Below are 16,749 nucleotides of genomic sequence, written 5' to 3'. Positions count from 1 at the left end.
TAATATGGAATTAGTAATAATGGGGGAGGCTAGCTTGCCGTTTTATGTTTATTTAAGAAGTTACGAAGTTCTTTATTAAAGGCATCTTTTGCCTCAAGCTTGGCAACATGACCAGTATTTCTGAATATAACAAACTCGGAGTGGGCAATTTGCTTATGCATTAAGTACTGTACCCAAACAGGAGTGACAGTATCATATTGTCCGCCAATTAAAAGGGTAGGTACAGTTATGTTTGAAAGTAATCTTAAATTATTCACTTTCAAACACGCTTCCGCCGATTGGATATAGTATTCTTTATTTGGTTGATAATATTGGTAAAACTTTTCGAAGTTTTCCTTTGACCAAGAATATAAACAAATCTTGGCGGCAGTTTCTTTTATACCTTCCAACGATTTATTCTTTACCAAAGCACGACGGTATTTTAAAAATAATTCTCCAAACTGTTTTGGGGCATAATGGAATGTACTTACTAACAGCAAGGAGCGGCACATTTCTGGTGCCTGACGATATATTTCCTGTGCCACCATTCCTCCCATTGATAAACCGCAAATGTGTGCGCTTTCAATTCCAAGGCTTTTTAGTAATGTGATCACATCGTAGGCAAAGTTATATATGGATATTTCACCGGGAAACTGATACTCACCATGTCCACGTAAATCCGGAATAATTAAGTCAAACTGGTCGGCTAATTCGAATTGATTTGACCAACCTTCCTTTACTTCACCAAGTCCGTGAATAAGAACTAATGGCTCACCGGCACCGAGACGCAAATAAGGAATTTCGGAGTAACTTTTTTTTACCTCACTCAAAGTTCATTCCTCCTAAGGGTTTGGATAAAACCTTTATTTCCTATATTTTTATGGTGAAAACATCGATAATGATTAGACTTAATTTAGTATATCATCAAGTTTAATTTTTTAACACATATAAATGTAAATTACATATAGGTATTATTTTTTATAAGGGAGACGGCACAGAAGTCAATTCAAGCAGATCAAAGGGTCATAGTTGTGCGAATCATTATATTGTGATTTATGTCACAGTTTCTCCTTTTGGTTTACACTATAATGGTAGTAGAAATTACTGCTATTATCTGAAATGAGGTATTGTCATGTCTCAAATAATGAATCAGGAAAAAGTCAACGAGTTGGTGGACCGTTTTTATGATAGGCTGATGAAGGATGATTATTACATCACCATGTTTAAAGCGAGAAACGTGGATATTGAACTTCTAAAGAATCGCCAAAGAATTTTTATCAATCGGCTGGTATCTGAAGAAACAAGTAACGAGCATGAGAATCAGGTTAAGGATCGGCATCCCTTCCAGATTGCTCCGGACCGGGCAGAAATGTGGTTTAATAATTTGAAAGAAACAATGGATGAAATGGAATTGAATTCCGCTGTTAAGGGACGATTAATAGAAAAAATCGAATTGTTATTGATCAGATTGTTAAATAAAAATTAAGCGCAAGGAACAGGTTTTGTGAGTTCCTTGCGCTTTTTTTAAACAAATATTCAGAAAATAATTAAAATTGACGATAAATTCAAGTATAATAGAAAAGAAGACTTAATAAAAAAGGAGTGAATTACGTGTCCATTTCAGATTTCACTGCAACAGAGTTAGGAAAGTTAATCAAACAAAAAGAACTGTCCCCAGTCGAGGTAGTCACGGCATTTCTGAACCGTATCGAAACTCATAACTCCAAATGGAATGCCTATGTGACCATCAATGAGCAAGCCCTCGAAGAAGCAAAAAGTGCCGAAGAGTCAGTGTTGAAGGGGGAAACACTTGGAAAACTACACGGAATCCCGATTGCCATCAAGGATTTAACCCCAACCAAAGGGATTTTAACTACATATGGATCTCCACTTTTTAAAGATTATGTTCCCGATTATGACCCTATTTTTTTACAAAGAATTAAGGCGGAGGGCGGGATCGTCCTTGGAAAAACAAACACACCAGAATTCGGCCATAAAGGGGTTACAGATAACCCGCTATTTGGTGTGACGAAAAATCCTTGGGATGATAGGTTAACTCCAGGAGGATCAAGCGGAGGTTCTGCTGCAGCTGTAGCCGCTAAACTGGCACCGTTCGCCGAGGGAAGCGATGGAGGCGGATCGATCCGTATTCCGGCAGCATTGACAGGAATATTTGGTTTAAAACCAACCTTTGGCCTGGTTCCTCATGAGGATCGTCTCAATTTATTTGGGTCCGAACATCCGTATTTACATAATGGACCAATGGCAAGGACTGCGGAAGATGCTGCTTTACTGCTTTCAGTTATGGCCGGCTATGATGTGAATAATCCAAATTCAATTCCGGATTTAGGAGAGGATTTCACGGACCTTGACCGGGATTTAAAGGGCCTAAAGATTGCCTATACCCGTAACTTCGGTCTGTATGAAATTTCGCATGATGTTGCCGAAGTTATCGACAAAGCGGTTAGGCATTATGCTGATCTAGGCTGTGAAGTGGAAGAGATTGACCTTGATCTAGGTTTAAGCTTAAAGGAACTAGCTCGTGCCTTCTCCGGAATGTGGTGCGTGAAATTTGCTGCCACCTACGGCGAATTCTTCGATAAAGACCCGGAAAGCTTCTCCGATGGAATGGCCAAAATGATTGCAATTGGAAGAAAGCTTAGTGCGATTGATTATAAATCTATTGAACTTAAACGAACGATTGTATGGAAAAAAATCCAAGATGTATTAAACAATTATGATTTGTTACTTTCACCTGTTCTGGCAACAACAGCATTTGAACACCACTTACCGGGTCCATCCTTGATTAACGGAAATAGTGTAAACCCTTCCACAGATTGGATGCTTACGCAAATCTACAATATGACTGGACACCCTGCGGCCTCATTGCCTGTTGGGCTGACTAGCAGCGGGTTGCCTGTCGGTTTGCAGGTGGCAGGAAACAGATTTGCGGATAAGCTCGTCCTGCAGGCTTGCCATGCCTATGAAAAAGCATTTGTAACGTATGTGGAACCTGTCCCGCAAGTAAAGTAGCATATGCACAAGTAAAAATGGATTATCCGCAAGTAAAAAGTGCTTATACGCAAGTAAGAGGGGATTATCCGCAAGTGGATACCCCTTATCCGCAAGTAAACCTAAACCAATGCGACAGATTTAAAAAGGAGGGATTTTGTTGAGTAAAATTATTCACGAAAAGAATGTCCCGGCTGTTATGAGAGATGGCACCACCTTGTATGCTGAGGTTTTTCGTCCCGATGGAGAAGGAAGATATCCCGTTCTGTTACAACGCACACCTTATAATAAGGAATTTCTTCCCCTGACCACGATGGTACTGGATCCAATCGCTGCCGCCCACAAAGGGTATGTCGTCATCATTCAAGATGTGCGCGGCCGCTTTGAATCAGAGGGCGCTCCTTTTTATATTTATAAAAATGAATATAATGACGGCTACGATTCGGTAGAGTGGGCGGCCTCCTTGCCATACTCGGATGGAAATGTCGGCATGTATGGCCTGTCGTATATGGGGATGACTCAATTCCAAGCCGCCAGCATGCAGCCGCCAAGCTTAAAAGCAATCTTTCCCATCACATGGGGAACCGATGTGTATATGTATCGCGGCGGCGCGCTGGAACTTGGTTTATTGGTCTCTTGGAGTATGTCGACGATTGGACCGAATGCAGTCGTAAAAGCTAAACAAGGAAAAGCGGACTTTTTAAAAGAGTTTATGACACTTCTCGATTCCATTGACCATATAGAAGAGGCTGCCTATTCGCAATTGCCGATCCGAGACAGTGAATGGCTCAAACTAGGGGAAGGCTATGCTGCGTTTGTTCATGACATTTTGAATCATGATTTAAGAGACGAATACCATCAGGAAATCAGTGTAAGAGAAAAATCAGATAACATTGAAGTACCGATTTTTGGAATTGCTGGATGGTATGATCTTTTATTAGGGCAGGATCTCGATCATTATGAAAAACTAAAAGAAAAGAAGAATACGAAGCTTATGATTGGCCCATGGGCACATGCAGGGTTTGCCCCAATCGTAGGGGACCTCAATTTTGGGATGAGTACATCCAGTCTGCTGCTTGAATTGAAAACGGATTTAACAAGCCTACAATTAAAATGGTTTGACCATTGGTTAAAGGGAATCGAAAACGGAATAACAGAAGAGTCGCCAGTAAAACTATTTGTAATGGGCGAAAACAAATGGCGCAGTGAGCAGGAATGGCCGCTGAAACGAACCGTTTATACTCCGTACTATTTCCAAAGCAATGGGAATGCCAATACAAAAGATGGCGATGGGTCACTTTCTATAACACCTCCGCAGGAAGAAACGCACGACAGTTATGTTTATGACCCAACCAATCCTGTGCCAACGCTTGGCGGTAACCTGCTAATGCCGGCGAATTATCTTCGCGGACCAATCGACCAGCAGCATTTGGAAGCGCGCGATGATATTTTAGTGTATACGAGTGAGGTTTTAGAGGAAGAGATTGAGGTAACCGGCCCGGTAAAAGTGGTCTTATATGCATCAAGCTCCGCAGTTGATACTGACTTTACCGCAAAACTGGTAGATGTTCATCCTGACGGAAAAGCGTTTAACATAGCGGATGGCATTATCCGGGCCAAATACAGAGAGAAAAATCAGCCGCCTTCACTCATCACGCCAGATGAAGTGTACCGTTATGAAATTGATTTACTGGCAACCAGCAATTTATTTAAAAAAGGGCACAAGATGAGAGTGGAGATTTCCAGCAGCAATTTCCCGCGATTTGACCGGAATACGAACACGGGTGAATCTGGAATTGATAGCAAGGAGTTCATTACTGCTTCCCAAAAAGTATTTCATAGTGAAAAATTTCCATCCCATATCTTGCTCCCGATTATTCCTAGGTAGGTTAAATTTGATAGAAACGTAGAATTAGGTGAAAATGCCCTCTGCTGAGGGTTTTTTCGCTCTTGCAATATAAAAATCGAATGTATCTTTTCAACAAGGCAAGAGAGAAAAGAGATTTACCTGTTATATGCGACCGTCTGCTTATAAGATTCTGGATTTCGGTATCATATTGAGTCTATATATGAACCCGAACGCTTGAAAAAATGTTGGTTCGGTAGCATAGGGCACTTATATGAACCTGAACGCTTGAAAAATTTGCTGGTTCGGTAGCATAGGGCCATTATATGAACCCGAACACTTGAAAATATTGCTGGTTCGGTAGCATAAGGCGCTTATATGAACCTGAAGCTTGAAAAAATTTACTGGTTCGGTAGCATAGGACCTTTTTATGAACCCGAATGCTTGAAAATTTTGCTAGTTCGGTAGCATAGGACCTTTATATGAACCTGAACGCTTGAAAATATTGCCGTTTCGGTAGCTTAGCGCACCTATATGAACTCGAATGCTTAAAAAGAGTGCCATTTCGGTATCATATAGCCATTATATAACCCTAAACATTTGAAAAGATTGCTAGTTAGGGAGCATAAGAGTCTTATATGAGTCGGAACACTTGAAAAAACCACCAATCAGGTAGCCTATGATTTTTTTATCATTTTTATATAGCATTTTCAAAGGGGGGGGATATCCAAAAATGGAATGCGTTGTGTTAAAAGATGGACAGGTTTCCTTAGAGGATACCGATGTTCCAGAGATAGGCAAATATGAAATACTGGCCAGAGTTAAGCGGGCAGGTATTTGCGGAACAGATTTAAAGCTATATACAGGAAATTATCACCGTGATCCTAAAGCGCCTCCAGTCATTATTGGCCACGAATTTATCGGAGAAGTGGTCGCAGTAGGGGAAAAGGTCCGTAAAGTAGCGATCGGGGACCGGATTGTGGCCCATCCTACATACAGCAGCTGTCAAGAATGCAAATACTGCGCAAGGGGAGAATTTAACCTTTGCAGCAAACGAAAGCGGATTGGTTTCGATTATGATGGAGTCTTTGCCCAGTTTGTAAAACTTCATGAACAGCAGGTTTATATTGTCCCTGATACGATTTCAGATGATGCAGGTGCGTTAATTGAACCGCTGTCTGTAGCGGTAAGGGGTGTGTATAATGCTGACATTACACCAACAGATACTGTTTTAATTATTGGTCCGGGCACCATCGGACTATTTACCGCTCTTGTAGCAAAACAATTTGGGGCAACAGTGTTAGTTTGTGGGACGCAAGCAGATACAGAACGCCTTGAAATCGCTTCACAAATGGGCGTGGATATGACAGTCATGTCCGGGGATTTGCCAAGTCTGCTAAAAGAGAAAAATATGATCATTGATATCGTTTTTGAATGCTCTGGGAATGAAAACGGTGTTAATTTAGGGCTTTCCATCCTGCGTTCAAAAGGACAATTTGTCCAGATAGGTACATCCTCGAAACGAACAAATGTATCTTTTATGGACATCGCATATAAAGAATTAAAGGTGACTGGCAGTATCGCTGCCATTAAAGAAGATTGGCATATAGCCATTAAATTAATGGAAAAATTGCAGACCAAAGCGCTCTTTATTGTAAAAAAATACTTGGAACTTAAGGATTTTAAAGAAGGTTTTGAGGAATGCCTAAACAATGGCGGCCCGAAGGTTTTATTTACTCCTAGAGAAACTTAAATGAAAGAGAGGCAGAAATTAGATGAGAGCTGTTCTAGTAAACGACAAAAATCATGATTTGTACACCGGAGAAGTAAAAGATCCAATCCCAAATGAGGGTGACTTACTGATAAAAGTGAAAGCAACTGCTATAAACCGTGCCGATTTGCTGCAGCGAAAAGGGTTATATCCGCCACCTCCTGGTGAATCAACCATTATTGGTTTGGAGATGTCTGGTGTGGTTGAAAAAGTTGGCCCTGGTGTAACAGGCTGGACGGAAGGTGACCGGGTTTATGCCCTATTGCCGGGCGGCGGCTATGCAGAGAAGGTGGTCATTCCGGCAGATATGGGGATGAGAATACCAGACGAGATGACGTTTGAGGAAGCTGCAGCGATTCCGGAAGCCTTTCTGACTGCCTATTTAAACATGGTTGTATTAGGAAATTTAAAAGCGGGAGATCATGTGCTGATTCATGCCGGCGCCAGCGGTGTTGGAACAGCAGCTATCCAGATTGCAAGGGAAATAGGTGCGGTAAGTATCGTAACTGCTGGCTCTGCTGAAAAATTAGACCGCTGTGTATCTCTTGGCGCAAACTATACTGTTAATTATAAGGAAGAAGATTTTTCGGAAAAAGTACGTGAAATCACGAATGGAAAAGGTGTCCAGCTAATCATGGACTTCATAGGTGCTTCCTATTGGGAAGCTAATGTAAAGTCAATTGGGATTGATGGAAGATGGATTTTAATCGGGACCTTGGGCGGACAAGCATTAAACTCAGCACATTTAGGCCCATTCCTACAGAAAAGAATCCAATTTATCGGGTCAACACTTAGGTCCAGAAGCAAAGCATTTAAAATCGATTTAACCCGTCAGTTTGAAGAATTTTCGAGAGCGAAATTTAGTACAGGAAAACTGGCCCCCATCATTGATCAAGTTTTTGATTGGATAGATGTAGCTGCAGCTCATCAGTATATGGAGGAAAATCGAAATACCGGAAAGATTGTCCTAAAGGTAGAGTGAGGAGGGGAATTGTGAATGGCCAATATTACAGAAACACAAAACGAAACTGATGTTTTAACTCAGGAAGTAACAAATGCCCAAAGGTTTGCTCTAGCATTAAAACGCCATGGTGTTGAGTATATTTTTGGGCAAAGTAATCCGCAGACCATTATGCTGGCCAGTTCCGATCTTGGAATTAAACAAATCGGATTCAGGCAGGAAAATGCCGGTTCCTACATGGCGCAAGCCTACGCGATGTGTTCTGGAACGGTAGCTGTGGTGGCGGCACAGAATGGTCCCGCTGCCACATTGTTGGTTCCGGGATTGGCAGAATGTTTAAAAGCGTCCCACCCTGTTGTAGCCCTCGTTGATGAAGTGCCGACTTCAGAAGAGGAAAAAAACTCCTTTCAAGAGCTTGATCATGTAAAGCTTTTTTCAGGTGTGGCCAAATGGGTGAAAAGGGTTCCATCAGAAGCTAGAATCGAAGATTACGTGGACATGGCGTTTACCGCTGCTGCGAGCGGGCGGCCTGGACCTGCCGTATTGCTTATTCCAAAAGATATTTCCTTCGATACGAAGAAAAACCCTGTACAAATAGAACGAAAGGCTTGCCTGTCTACTTACCCTTTGGACAGGACTATTGCAGACCCGGCCCGAATCGAAGAGGCTGCTGAACTGCTCGCAAGTGCAGAACGTCCATTTATTTATGCAGGCGGAGGTGTTATTTCATCGGGGGCTATCCACGAACTTCGCCAAATTCAAAATGAATGTTCTATCCCTGTCGCCACAACGACGATGGGAAAAGGCGCAGTGGATGAAGAACATCCGTTAACCATCGGGCCGATTGGTTACTATATGGGCAAAGGCGGAGCCACAAAATTCTTGAGACCAATGGTAGAAGAGGCCGATGTCATATTATTGGTGGGAAATCGTACTAACCAAAATGGAACCGATTCTTGGAAACTATTTTCTAAAGAGGCAAAATTTATTCATATAGATATTGATCCAATGGAAATTGGCCGGAACTATGAATCTTTAAGATTAGCAGGAGATGCAAAATTAACATTGGAAGCATTGAAAAACGCCCTTTTACGCAAGAATCTTGAAAAAAGAAATAAACAGCGTCCTAGTCTGGTAGAAGCCATTGCCAAAGCGAGAAAAGCTCATACTGAGGAAGCGGAAAAAATCCAAAACTCAGACCAATCGCCGTTTAAAGTGGAAAGATTTTTAGCCGAACTTGAAAAACAATTAACAGATGATCATATTATTGTGGCGGATGCAAGCTTCTCCTCTGTTTGGCTGGCGAATTATATCAAGGCAAAAGGAAATCGAAAATTTATTTTTCCTAGAGGAATTGCGGGTCTTGGCTGGGGGCTTCCGATGGCCATGGGTGCTAAGGTGGCACAACCAAATCGAAAGGTCTTTTGTCTATCAGGAGATGGCGGGTTTGCTCATGTTTGGAGTGAACTGGAAACATGTAAACGGCACGGTATAGATGTGGTGGTTGCCGTCATAAACAATGAAGTTCTAGCCTATCAAAAATGGGCTGAGCAGGCCCGTTGGGGAAGAAATACATCGGCTTGTGACCTGACTGCCGTTAATCACGCCAAAGTGGCAGAAGCATGCGGTGTAAAAGGCATTCGAGTAAGTTCACCAGAAGAAATCGAAGAAGCTTTAAAGGAAGCTTTTGCAACAGAAGGATCAGTGGTTATTGATTTAATATCAGACCCTGCATCTTTTCCGCCTCTTCCTTTTTTGAGTGTATTAAAAAATATATAAATATCAAATCAATCGTCCCGATTAAATGCATTTGACCATGAAGCAGGAAGCCATAAATTTGGGGCGTGAAAAGCACGCCCCGAATTTATTTAGTTTTTGCAATGATGCCTCAGTCAAGAGATGCTAGAAATTTAATAAGTGCCGGACTGCATAGGCAAATCCATCTTCATCATTTGTCTTAGAGATTAAATCGGCTTCCTTTTGAACATTTAAAGGGGCATTGGCCATTGCGACGGAAGTAGTCGCTGCTTTAAATTGGGAGATATCATTCCCACCGTCACCAAACGCAAAAATTTCATCAAACTGGATATTCATTAATTGTTGGTATCGTCGCAGTGCTTCTCCTTTATTTGCCTCAATAGAGGTAATTTCGACTACGTGAACGTAAGAAGAGGCCATGGAGACTGCAAATTTCCCTTCAATTGCTTGTTTGACTTGGTCAATTTTTTCGAGTTGGTTCCCGGGTGCGACGACCATAATCTTGTAAATTTTAATATCATCCTGATCTAGAATTTGATCGTAATCATAATGATGGAAAATCTTCACGATTTCTTCAGGATCTTTATCTTGAAGCGCTGGATATCGGCACGGAAACCCACCTTTATTTGTATAGACCATAATCCACATTCCAATTTCTTTTAAAATTTGCATTAGTTCTTTATAGATGGAAACCGATAAAGATGCTTCGTATAGGACATCTCTTTTTTCAGAGTATAGAACAGTCCCATTAATAGTAAAAATGGGAGCAGCTATTTTTTGCACATGATCATATTTAATCACATCATCAAAAGCTCGGCCTGTGTTAAAAATAATCTGATGCCCTTGTTCCCGTAATTCCTGCAGAACCTTGAAACTTTCATCTGATATTTCATGTTTTGAGTTTAATAACGTCCCATCCAGATCAATCGAAAAACATTTCATTTGATATTTCCTCTCTTTTTTTAGGTTACTATGTTCAATATACCATTTATATAAAACAATTTTTAAAAAAGCAAACATATAAGTGTTGGAAAGTCGCTATTGCCACATTTAATAAAAAAATACAAAAAGAGAGGTGTCCGCTGTGTCAATTCTATCTGGAATTCGGATTTTAGATTTTACGCATTACATTTCTGGGCCATATTGCAGTCAAATCCTTAGCGACCACGGTGCTGATGTCATAAAAATAGAGCGGATTGAGGGAGAAGTTGGCAGGATGGCTGGACCATTCCATGAGGATACAAGTCTGTATTTTGCTGCCCAAAACCGAAATAAACGCGGACTTTCGATCGACTTGAAATCTGAACAAGGCAGAGAAATCATTCATCGGCTAATAAAAACAGCCGACCTTTTAATTACCAATTATGGTGCCGGTGTACCGGAGCGTTTAGGAATAGACTATCAGACTATTTCGGAGATTAACCCCAAAATAAGCATGGTCCATATTACAGGTTTTGGCTTGACAGGGCCTTATAAAAATTATGGAGCATACGATGGGACCATTCAGGCTATGAGCGGATTGGCCGAGCTTACTGGACATATGGACGGGCCTCCTACTAATGTCGGCTTCTATATAGCAGACCATCTCTCAGGATTGCAAGCGGCGATGGGTGCCATGCTGGCTTTAGTGCACAAGGAACGTACCGGGACAGGAAAATATGTTGATGTAAGCATGCTCGATGGAATGCTTTCCTTACTTGGATACCATTTTTCCGAAGTCATGTTAAAGGGAATAGAGCCCCAGCGAATTGGCAATCGTGACCCTCTTGCATTTTGTAATACGTATCCGACAAAGGATGGTTATATATTTATTGCACCTGCTGCTCAGCATATGTGGGAAAAGCTTTGCAGAATCATAGGTAAAAATGAATGGCTGAATAGCGATTCTCCCTTTAATAGCAAGGAGGGACGAATGGAGAATCGGGATGTATTGGAAAAGATGGTTTCAGAGTGGACTATCCAGTATACAAAAGAGGAAGTTTTTCAGCTTCTTCAAAACGCTGGAATTGCGTGCGGCCCGGTTAACACATTAATAGACATCATTAACAATCCGCAAATAAAGGATAGGAATATGGTCCAAAAAATGAATATGGGTGAACAAGGGGACGCAGTATTTGTTACCGGGGTTCCTATTAAAATCAATGATACCAATGTTCAGAAGTTTTCACCTCCACCAGCAATAGGCGAACATTCCGATGAAATATTGGCGGAATTAGGTTATTCCATGGAGGAAATAGAAAGATATTTGGCGCTTGGAGTTGTTAGCTCTGCTAAAAAATAAATTGCTAGAATAAAATTGTTGACTAGTGAAAGGACTAGGCACTATTAACAAAGCCAGGAAATACCCTGGCTTTGCAATTATTGTCGGAAAATTATAAACTATCAATAAAGTGGAAATAGAAAGTTGGTAGATGATGGACCGTATTGAGTTGATAGAGTATGACCAGGCAAGTCCCGAAGTCAAGGAGTCTTTAGATTTCATCGAGGATGCGTCCGGGGGACACGAAATGAATGTTTTCAAGTTGCTGGCCAATCAGCCTAAGGTATTGGAAGAGAGTTTGGATAAATTGCTGGAAAAATAAAGAAGGAGATTAGGCTATGACATTAATAAATACTGTAACAGGACCAGTTGATTCTGCAGAGCTTGGAGTTACGCTGATTCATGAACATATGCGTGTCCGCTCGGAAGCTGTCTTTGTACAGTTTCCCCATTTGTATGATGAAGAAAAGGAATTCGCCAAAGCGGTAGAGCAGGTAAATAAAGTGAAGGAACTTGGTGTTAAGACCATTTGTGACCCAACGGTGATGGAACTTGGCCGGGATATCCGCTTTATTGAGAGAGTGGCACGTGAAACGGGTGTGCAAATTATTGCGGCAACAGGAATTTATTCGTATCATTACATCCCGCCTCACTTCCAAAATCGCAGTATTGACTATATGGCAGACTTATTTGTTAGAGATATTGAAGTTGGTATTCAAAATACATCGATCAAGGCCGGCTTTTTAAAATGTGCGACAGACGCACAAGGGGTTACCAAGGATGTCGAAAAAGTCATCCGTGCTGTGGCACGGGCCCATAAAATGACCGGTGTACCGATTATGACTCATTCTCATCCGGCAAGCGGAACGGGCTTAAACCAGCTTGATATTCTTCAAGAAGAGGGAGTCGATCCTAAACGGATATTGATTGGTCATACTGGAGATACCGACAATCTGGAGTACATCCTTCAGGTACTGGAGCGGGGGCCATTTATTGGCATGGACCGTTATGGCATAACAAGAGTGTGTTCAAACGAATCGCGAAATGATACCGTGATAGCCGTTGCGAATCTAGGGTACGCAGACCGCATGTTCCTGTCGCAGGATTATTGTTGTTCGTATGATTGGTATCCTGATGGAACATCCGCGAAAGCATTCCCGAGTTGGAGCATGAGTTTTGTGTTAGAAGAAGTGATTCCAGAGTTGAAGAAATACGGTGTAACGGAGGAGCAGGTTACCAATATGATGGTTGATAACGCTCGCCGTTGGTTTGAGGGAGTTTAGGAAACTTGCAAAATAGTATAAACAAGGAGATGAAAGGTACGTGGTTAAGCAAATTCGTATTGGAAAAACAGATTTATATGTGAATCCTATAGGTTTAGGTACCAATGCTGTTGGTGGACATAATCTTTTTCCTAACCTGGATGAAGAAGCAGGCAGAGATTTAGTTCGAAAAGGACTACGGGAAGGGATTAACTTTTTGGATACTGCGTTTATCTATGGTCCAAAACGTTCTGAAGAAATCGTCGGAGAAATTGTCAAGGAAAGTGGAAATCGTTCAGAGATTGTCATTGCCACGAAAGCGGCCCATAAATTTGTTGGGAACGAAGTGGTGCTTGATAATTCTCCGGCTTTTTTAAAGCAATCAGTTGAGGAGAGCCTTCAGCGTCTTCAAACTGATTACATAGATTTGTTCTATATCCATTTCCCTGATCAAGATACACCAAAGGATGAAGCGGTTGGGGCATTGAAGCAATTAAAGGATGAAGGGAAAATCAGAGCTATTGGTGTATCCAATTTTTCGTTGGAGCAGTTAAAAGAAGCGAATAAAGATGGTTACGTTGATGTGTATCAAGGGGAGTATAACCTATTAAGCAGAGCCGCCGAGAAAGAATTATTGCCTTATATGATAGATCATCAGATTTCCTTTGTTCCTTTCTATCCGCTTGCCTCTGGGTTTTTGACGGGAAAATATAATATAAACACAGTGATTAGTGAAAAGAATCAAAAAAGGCCGCAATTCCAGAAAGAAGTGTATGAGCAAAACTTAGCTAAAATTGATAAGGTAAGGGGAATTGCCGATGCAAAAGGGGCAGAGGTTGCTCATGTGGTCCTTGCCTGGTATTTAACACGTGAAGGAATCGATGTGATTATTCCAGGTGCCAAAAATGCAGACCAAGTGCTTCATAATTTAAAAACGCTGAATGTGCAGCTTTCACCACAAGAGATTCAAAGCATTGACCAGATATTCCATTTATAAATCAGAAAAAGGACCCTTTGGAAACTTAATTCCGAAGGGTCCTTATATTTGTTCAAGCTTGAATTTTTACTACGAATCTCCCTTTAGCCTGTCCTTTCAAAATGATAGGCAGGGTCTCAGGCAAGTCCTCAAGTGATATTTCAACTGCAATTGAATCCAATAACGTGGACGGCTTTAAGTCTGTGGCCATTCGATCCCATAGCTTTTTACGTACTTCCATTGGACAATAGACCGAATCGATCCCCAACAGGTTTACACCGCGCAAAATAAAAGGAAATACGCTTGTTGGGACGTTTCCGCCTCCAGTTAATCCGCTTACAGCTACCGAGCCTCCATAGTGAATTTTACTTAATACAGCCGCTAAGGATTCACCGCCAACCGGATCAACCGCACCAGCCCAAAGCTGCTTATCCAGCGCTTTGATTTTTCCATTATAAACCTCTTCACGGGAGATCACTTCAGACGCACCAAGGTTATGTAAATAATCATGTTCAGCAGCTTTTCCAGTACTTGCAACCACCTCGTAGCCTCGTTTAGCTAGCATCGAGACAGCAATACTTCCAACACCGCCAGTTGCTCCAGTTACCAAAACTCTTCCCTTTTCAGGAGAAACCCCGTTTTCTTCGAGCCTTTGCACAGAAAGGGCAGCGGTAAAGCCAGCTGTTCCCAAAACCATCGCTTCTTTCAAAGAAAGATTCTTCGGGAGCGGAACAACCCAATCGCCTGGAATCCGTGCATACTCAGTGAAGCCTCCATAATGGGAAACCCCAATCTCATAGCTTGTCGCGATAACTTTATCACCTTCTTGGAAGCGCGGGTCCTGAGACGAGACAACAACTCCCGCTAAATCAATACCTGGGATAAACGGAAATGACCTGACTATTTTGCCATCTGCGATGCTGGCGAGTCCATCCTTATAATTTATGCTGGAATAAGCAACCTTGATTAGTACTTCCGCTTCAGGAAGGATATCAAAAGAAACTTCTTTAACCTCAACCGAAAAATCGGTCTCCGTCTTATCAACCACTAATGCTTTAAACAATTCACTCAAATTTATTCCCCTCCCACTTTTTTACTATTGAAGCCATTTTACATGGAAAAGCCATTTTTGTAAAACGAATTCAGATTTATCAAAAAATTGGTAAAGTTTCTTTTTAAAAAGAAATAGGAAAAAGGAATCGTACTTATTGAGGAAAATGTTGAATAGGATAAAACTGCATTCAACTTGTTTTTCAATTAGGAAAGAGGTGGCGTATTGCAGACGGTTAACCTAAAAAGGATGTTGTTAATGGCATCCACGTATGCACTAATTTTCCTACTAATCATTCCCGCTTCTTATGTTGCCGCAAACGGTCAAGGGAATGGAAATGAAAACGGGAACAATAAGGGGGGACAGCAGGAAGGGAATAATGGCAATCCTAATAACGGGCACCAGGGCGACCAGGATCAAAAGGGTAATAAGAATACGGAAATTCATTTTCATTTAAAAAATGACTGTAGGGAAGACGTAGTAGAGGTTTACGTCCTTTGGAAAGGCGTTTGGACTAAGATGGAAGCACCAGGAAATTCCCCGAATTTTAAATTAAAAGATAATGCTGAATACGTAACAGATGATATCACTGCCTTCAAGCTGGTTATAAAGGACCGGGAACCGGTCATCATTCCTGTAAGAGACGTAAGAGTCGGTGTCGAAGCAAACGGTACCATCAATTATTGGTAGGAAAAATGTTATCCGCCACCGCCGCCGCCTCCGCCAGGTGACGATGATCATGGTAATCCAGGGGATAATCCGGGAGATAAGCCAGGAGACAATCCGGGAGATAAACCGGGAGACAATCCAGGAGATAAGCCAGGAGATAAGCCAGGAGATAAACCGGGAGATAAACCAGGAGATTCAGATAATCCAAATCAACCTGGGCCAAACCCGGGAGGTACGGATAATAATACCCCGCCTCCACAAAATCAAGGAAATCAGAATCCTCCGGCACAAGAAACTATAAAACAAACCACAACAACTGGGGTACTTCCAAAAACAGGAGAGTCAAGCCCATTTGGCTATTATTTACTCGGACTACTCGTTACCGCTTCCGGTGTGTATTTATTAAGACGGAAAAAGCTAAACAACTAGAATCATAGCTTTGAGGGGGATTAATATCTCTCTCAATTTTTTTATTGAGGTGCATGTATGAAAAAGTTAACTGCTGTCCTATTAATTCTTTTAGGCATTATGATTATGTTTTATCCAAAAATTACAGAGGTTTTTCATAACCATGAACAAAATTTACTGTTAAAGAAATGGGATCAAAAAAAGCATGGAAACAAAAACTCTCTGGAAAATAATTATCAAAGTCTAAATAAGGCATTTGATGAAAGCTTGGAAAGGGAGCCTATACCTGAGCAAGGAACAATCCAGGAGCCTGCCCTGATAAATAAAAATTTCGAAATGGACGGCCTGACTGGTATTATAAAAATACCAAAGATAGACCTAACTTTGCCCATATTAGAAGGGGCAAGTCAAGCAAATTTAAAAATTGGTGCTAGCCATTTGGACGGTACGGCCCTTCCCGGTGAAATCGGAAACGCCGCCATCGCAGCCCATCGCAGCAGAACATATGGAAGGATGTTTAACCGCTTGAATGAACTAAAGCCTGGCGATGAAATTGTGGTGGAGGACAAAAAACAAGCCTATACCTACGATATTTACAATGTTTTAATTGTGGAACCTGATGATTTATCTGTTTTAAATCCCAATGGTCAAGACCGAATCTTGACATTGATCACCTGCGACCCCATCACCACAGGAACCCACCGCCTGATCATCCACGCCAAATTAAAAGGGGCCTGATTCTTTTTTGCGCTATTCAGCCCTCATTTTTCATTTTGCCCCCTTTTTAGCGGGCTTT

At 41.5% G+C, this 16,749-nt stretch carries 17 protein-coding genes; 14 read left to right on the top strand and 3 right to left on the bottom strand.

The genetic code is table 11. The annotated features are described in order from the left end of the window. Window positions 1-29: 29 nt before the first annotated feature. A complete protein-coding gene (locus tag QNN06_RS15675; RefSeq protein WP_284035388.1) occupies window positions 30-809 on the bottom strand; it encodes an alpha/beta fold hydrolase in 780 nt (259 codons plus the stop codon). 302 nt (window positions 810-1,111) lie between these two features. Between QNN06_RS15675 and QNN06_RS15670 the strand changes: the two genes are divergently transcribed. From QNN06_RS15670 to QNN06_RS15645, 6 genes are all read left to right on the top strand, one after another. Beyond that, on the top strand, window positions 1,112-1,465 hold the full coding sequence (locus QNN06_RS15670; protein ID WP_213115478.1) for a globin domain-containing protein: 354 nt from the start codon (window positions 1,112-1,114) through the stop codon (window positions 1,463-1,465). A gap of 125 nt (window positions 1,466-1,590) precedes the next feature. Further along, a complete protein-coding gene (locus QNN06_RS15665; protein ID WP_213115479.1) occupies window positions 1,591-3,012 on the top strand; it encodes an amidase in 1,422 nt (473 codons plus the stop codon). A gap of 139 nt (window positions 3,013-3,151) precedes the next feature. Next, window positions 3,152-4,879, top strand: coding sequence for a CocE/NonD family hydrolase (locus QNN06_RS15660; protein ID WP_284035387.1), 1,728 nt, complete (start codon window positions 3,152-3,154; stop codon window positions 4,877-4,879). Between the two features lie 691 nt (window positions 4,880-5,570). Then, window positions 5,571-6,590 (top strand): zinc-dependent alcohol dehydrogenase, encoded by a 1,020-nt coding sequence (locus QNN06_RS15655; RefSeq protein ID WP_284035386.1) that lies wholly within the window; start codon window positions 5,571-5,573, stop codon window positions 6,588-6,590. Between the two features lie 22 nt (window positions 6,591-6,612). After that, the gene (locus QNN06_RS15650; protein WP_284035385.1) at window positions 6,613-7,590 is read left to right on the top strand and encodes an NAD(P)H-quinone oxidoreductase; all 978 of its coding nucleotides are present in this window, start codon (window positions 6,613-6,615) and stop codon (window positions 7,588-7,590) included. 15 nt (window positions 7,591-7,605) lie between these two features. After that, entirely contained in the window at window positions 7,606-9,348 is a 1,743-nt protein-coding gene (locus QNN06_RS15645; protein WP_217037481.1) for an acetolactate synthase catalytic subunit, read from the top strand. Between the two features lie 123 nt (window positions 9,349-9,471). Here QNN06_RS15645 and QNN06_RS15640 read toward each other — a convergent pair whose 3' ends face one another. Further along, on the bottom strand, window positions 9,472-10,269 hold the full coding sequence (locus tag QNN06_RS15640) for an HAD family hydrolase (RefSeq protein ID WP_284035384.1): 798 nt from the start codon (window positions 10,267-10,269) through the stop codon (window positions 9,472-9,474). 142 nt (window positions 10,270-10,411) lie between these two features. Here QNN06_RS15640 and QNN06_RS15635 point away from each other — a divergent pair, with 142 nt between their 5' ends. The 4 genes from QNN06_RS15635 to QNN06_RS15620 all read left to right on the top strand — a co-directional run bounded on the left by QNN06_RS15635 (window position 10,412) and on the right by QNN06_RS15620 (window position 13,846). Beyond that, the gene (locus QNN06_RS15635; RefSeq protein ID WP_284035383.1) at window positions 10,412-11,608 is read left to right on the top strand and encodes a CaiB/BaiF CoA transferase family protein; all 1,197 of its coding nucleotides are present in this window, start codon (window positions 10,412-10,414) and stop codon (window positions 11,606-11,608) included. 130 nt (window positions 11,609-11,738) lie between these two features. Beyond that, a complete protein-coding gene (locus tag QNN06_RS15630; protein WP_284035382.1) occupies window positions 11,739-11,909 on the top strand; it encodes a hypothetical protein in 171 nt (56 codons plus the stop codon). A 16-nt stretch (window positions 11,910-11,925) separates the two neighbouring features. Beyond that, window positions 11,926-12,870 carry a phosphotriesterase family protein gene (locus tag QNN06_RS15625; RefSeq protein WP_284035381.1) on the top strand — a complete coding sequence of 315 codons (945 nt, stop codon included), beginning with the start codon at window positions 11,926-11,928 and terminating at the stop codon, window positions 12,868-12,870. Between the two features lie 40 nt (window positions 12,871-12,910). Beyond that, window positions 12,911-13,846, top strand: a complete 936-nt coding sequence (locus QNN06_RS15620; protein WP_217037486.1) for an aldo/keto reductase — start codon at window positions 12,911-12,913, stop codon at window positions 13,844-13,846. A gap of 52 nt (window positions 13,847-13,898) precedes the next feature. Here QNN06_RS15620 and QNN06_RS15615 read toward each other — a convergent pair whose 3' ends face one another. Beyond that, entirely contained in the window at window positions 13,899-14,897 is a 999-nt protein-coding gene (locus QNN06_RS15615; protein ID WP_217037487.1) for an NADPH:quinone oxidoreductase family protein, read from the bottom strand. A 204-nt stretch (window positions 14,898-15,101) separates the two neighbouring features. Here QNN06_RS15615 and QNN06_RS15610 point away from each other — a divergent pair, with 204 nt between their 5' ends. From QNN06_RS15610 to QNN06_RS15600, 4 genes are read left to right on the top strand one after another with little or no spacing between them, the layout of a single operon-like run. Beyond that, window positions 15,102-15,566: a hypothetical protein gene (locus QNN06_RS15610; RefSeq protein ID WP_284035380.1), complete on the top strand. Its 465-nt coding sequence runs from the start codon at window positions 15,102-15,104 to the stop codon at window positions 15,564-15,566. Window positions 15,567-15,615: 49 nt separating this feature from the next. Continuing rightward, window positions 15,616-15,846 (top strand): hypothetical protein, encoded by a 231-nt coding sequence (locus QNN06_RS15605; RefSeq protein ID WP_284035379.1) that lies wholly within the window; start codon window positions 15,616-15,618, stop codon window positions 15,844-15,846. Beyond that, window positions 15,843-15,974: an LPXTG cell wall anchor domain-containing protein gene (locus tag QNN06_RS31390; protein WP_481819261.1), complete on the top strand. Its 132-nt coding sequence runs from the start codon at window positions 15,843-15,845 to the stop codon at window positions 15,972-15,974. Before QNN06_RS15605 ends, QNN06_RS31390 begins: the two co-directional genes overlap by 4 nt. Window positions 15,975-16,031: 57 nt before the next feature. Next, window positions 16,032-16,691 carry a class D sortase gene (locus QNN06_RS15600; protein WP_284035378.1) on the top strand — a complete coding sequence of 220 codons (660 nt, stop codon included), beginning with the start codon at window positions 16,032-16,034 and terminating at the stop codon, window positions 16,689-16,691. Window positions 16,692-16,749: the final 58 nt, after the last annotated feature.

The sequence above is a fragment of the Neobacillus sp. 114 genome (genome assembly GCF_030127045.1).
In the GTDB taxonomy this organism is placed as follows: domain Bacteria; phylum Bacillota; class Bacilli; order Bacillales; family Cytobacillaceae; genus Neobacillus; species Neobacillus rhizophilus.
The sequence above is the reverse complement of the archived record's forward strand: the minus strand, read 5'-3'. Positions and strand labels throughout refer to the sequence as shown.

What these genes read in the sequence shown, in the direction of transcription:
- QNN06_RS15645 (WP_217037481.1), top strand. Translation starts at nt 7,606, where the DNA reads ATGGCCAATATTACAGAAACACAAAACGAAACTGATGTTTTAACTCAG.
- QNN06_RS15600 (WP_284035378.1), top strand. Translation starts at nt 16,032, where the DNA reads ATGAAAAAGTTAACTGCTGTCCTATTAATTCTTTTAGGCATTATGATT.
- QNN06_RS15625 (WP_284035381.1), top strand. Translation starts at nt 11,926, where the DNA reads ATGACATTAATAAATACTGTAACAGGACCAGTTGATTCTGCAGAGCTT.
- QNN06_RS15630 (WP_284035382.1), top strand. Translation starts at nt 11,739, where the DNA reads ATGATGGACCGTATTGAGTTGATAGAGTATGACCAGGCAAGTCCCGAA.
- QNN06_RS15670 (WP_213115478.1), top strand. Translation starts at nt 1,112, where the DNA reads ATGTCTCAAATAATGAATCAGGAAAAAGTCAACGAGTTGGTGGACCGT.
- QNN06_RS15650 (WP_284035385.1), top strand. Translation starts at nt 6,613, where the DNA reads ATGAGAGCTGTTCTAGTAAACGACAAAAATCATGATTTGTACACCGGA.
- QNN06_RS15655 (WP_284035386.1), top strand. Translation starts at nt 5,571, where the DNA reads ATGGAATGCGTTGTGTTAAAAGATGGACAGGTTTCCTTAGAGGATACC.
- QNN06_RS15605 (WP_284035379.1), top strand. Translation starts at nt 15,616, where the DNA reads ATGGTAATCCAGGGGATAATCCGGGAGATAAGCCAGGAGACAATCCGG.
- QNN06_RS15640 (WP_284035384.1), bottom strand. Translation starts at nt 10,269, where the DNA reads ATGAAATGTTTTTCGATTGATCTGGATGGGACGTTATTAAACTCAAAA.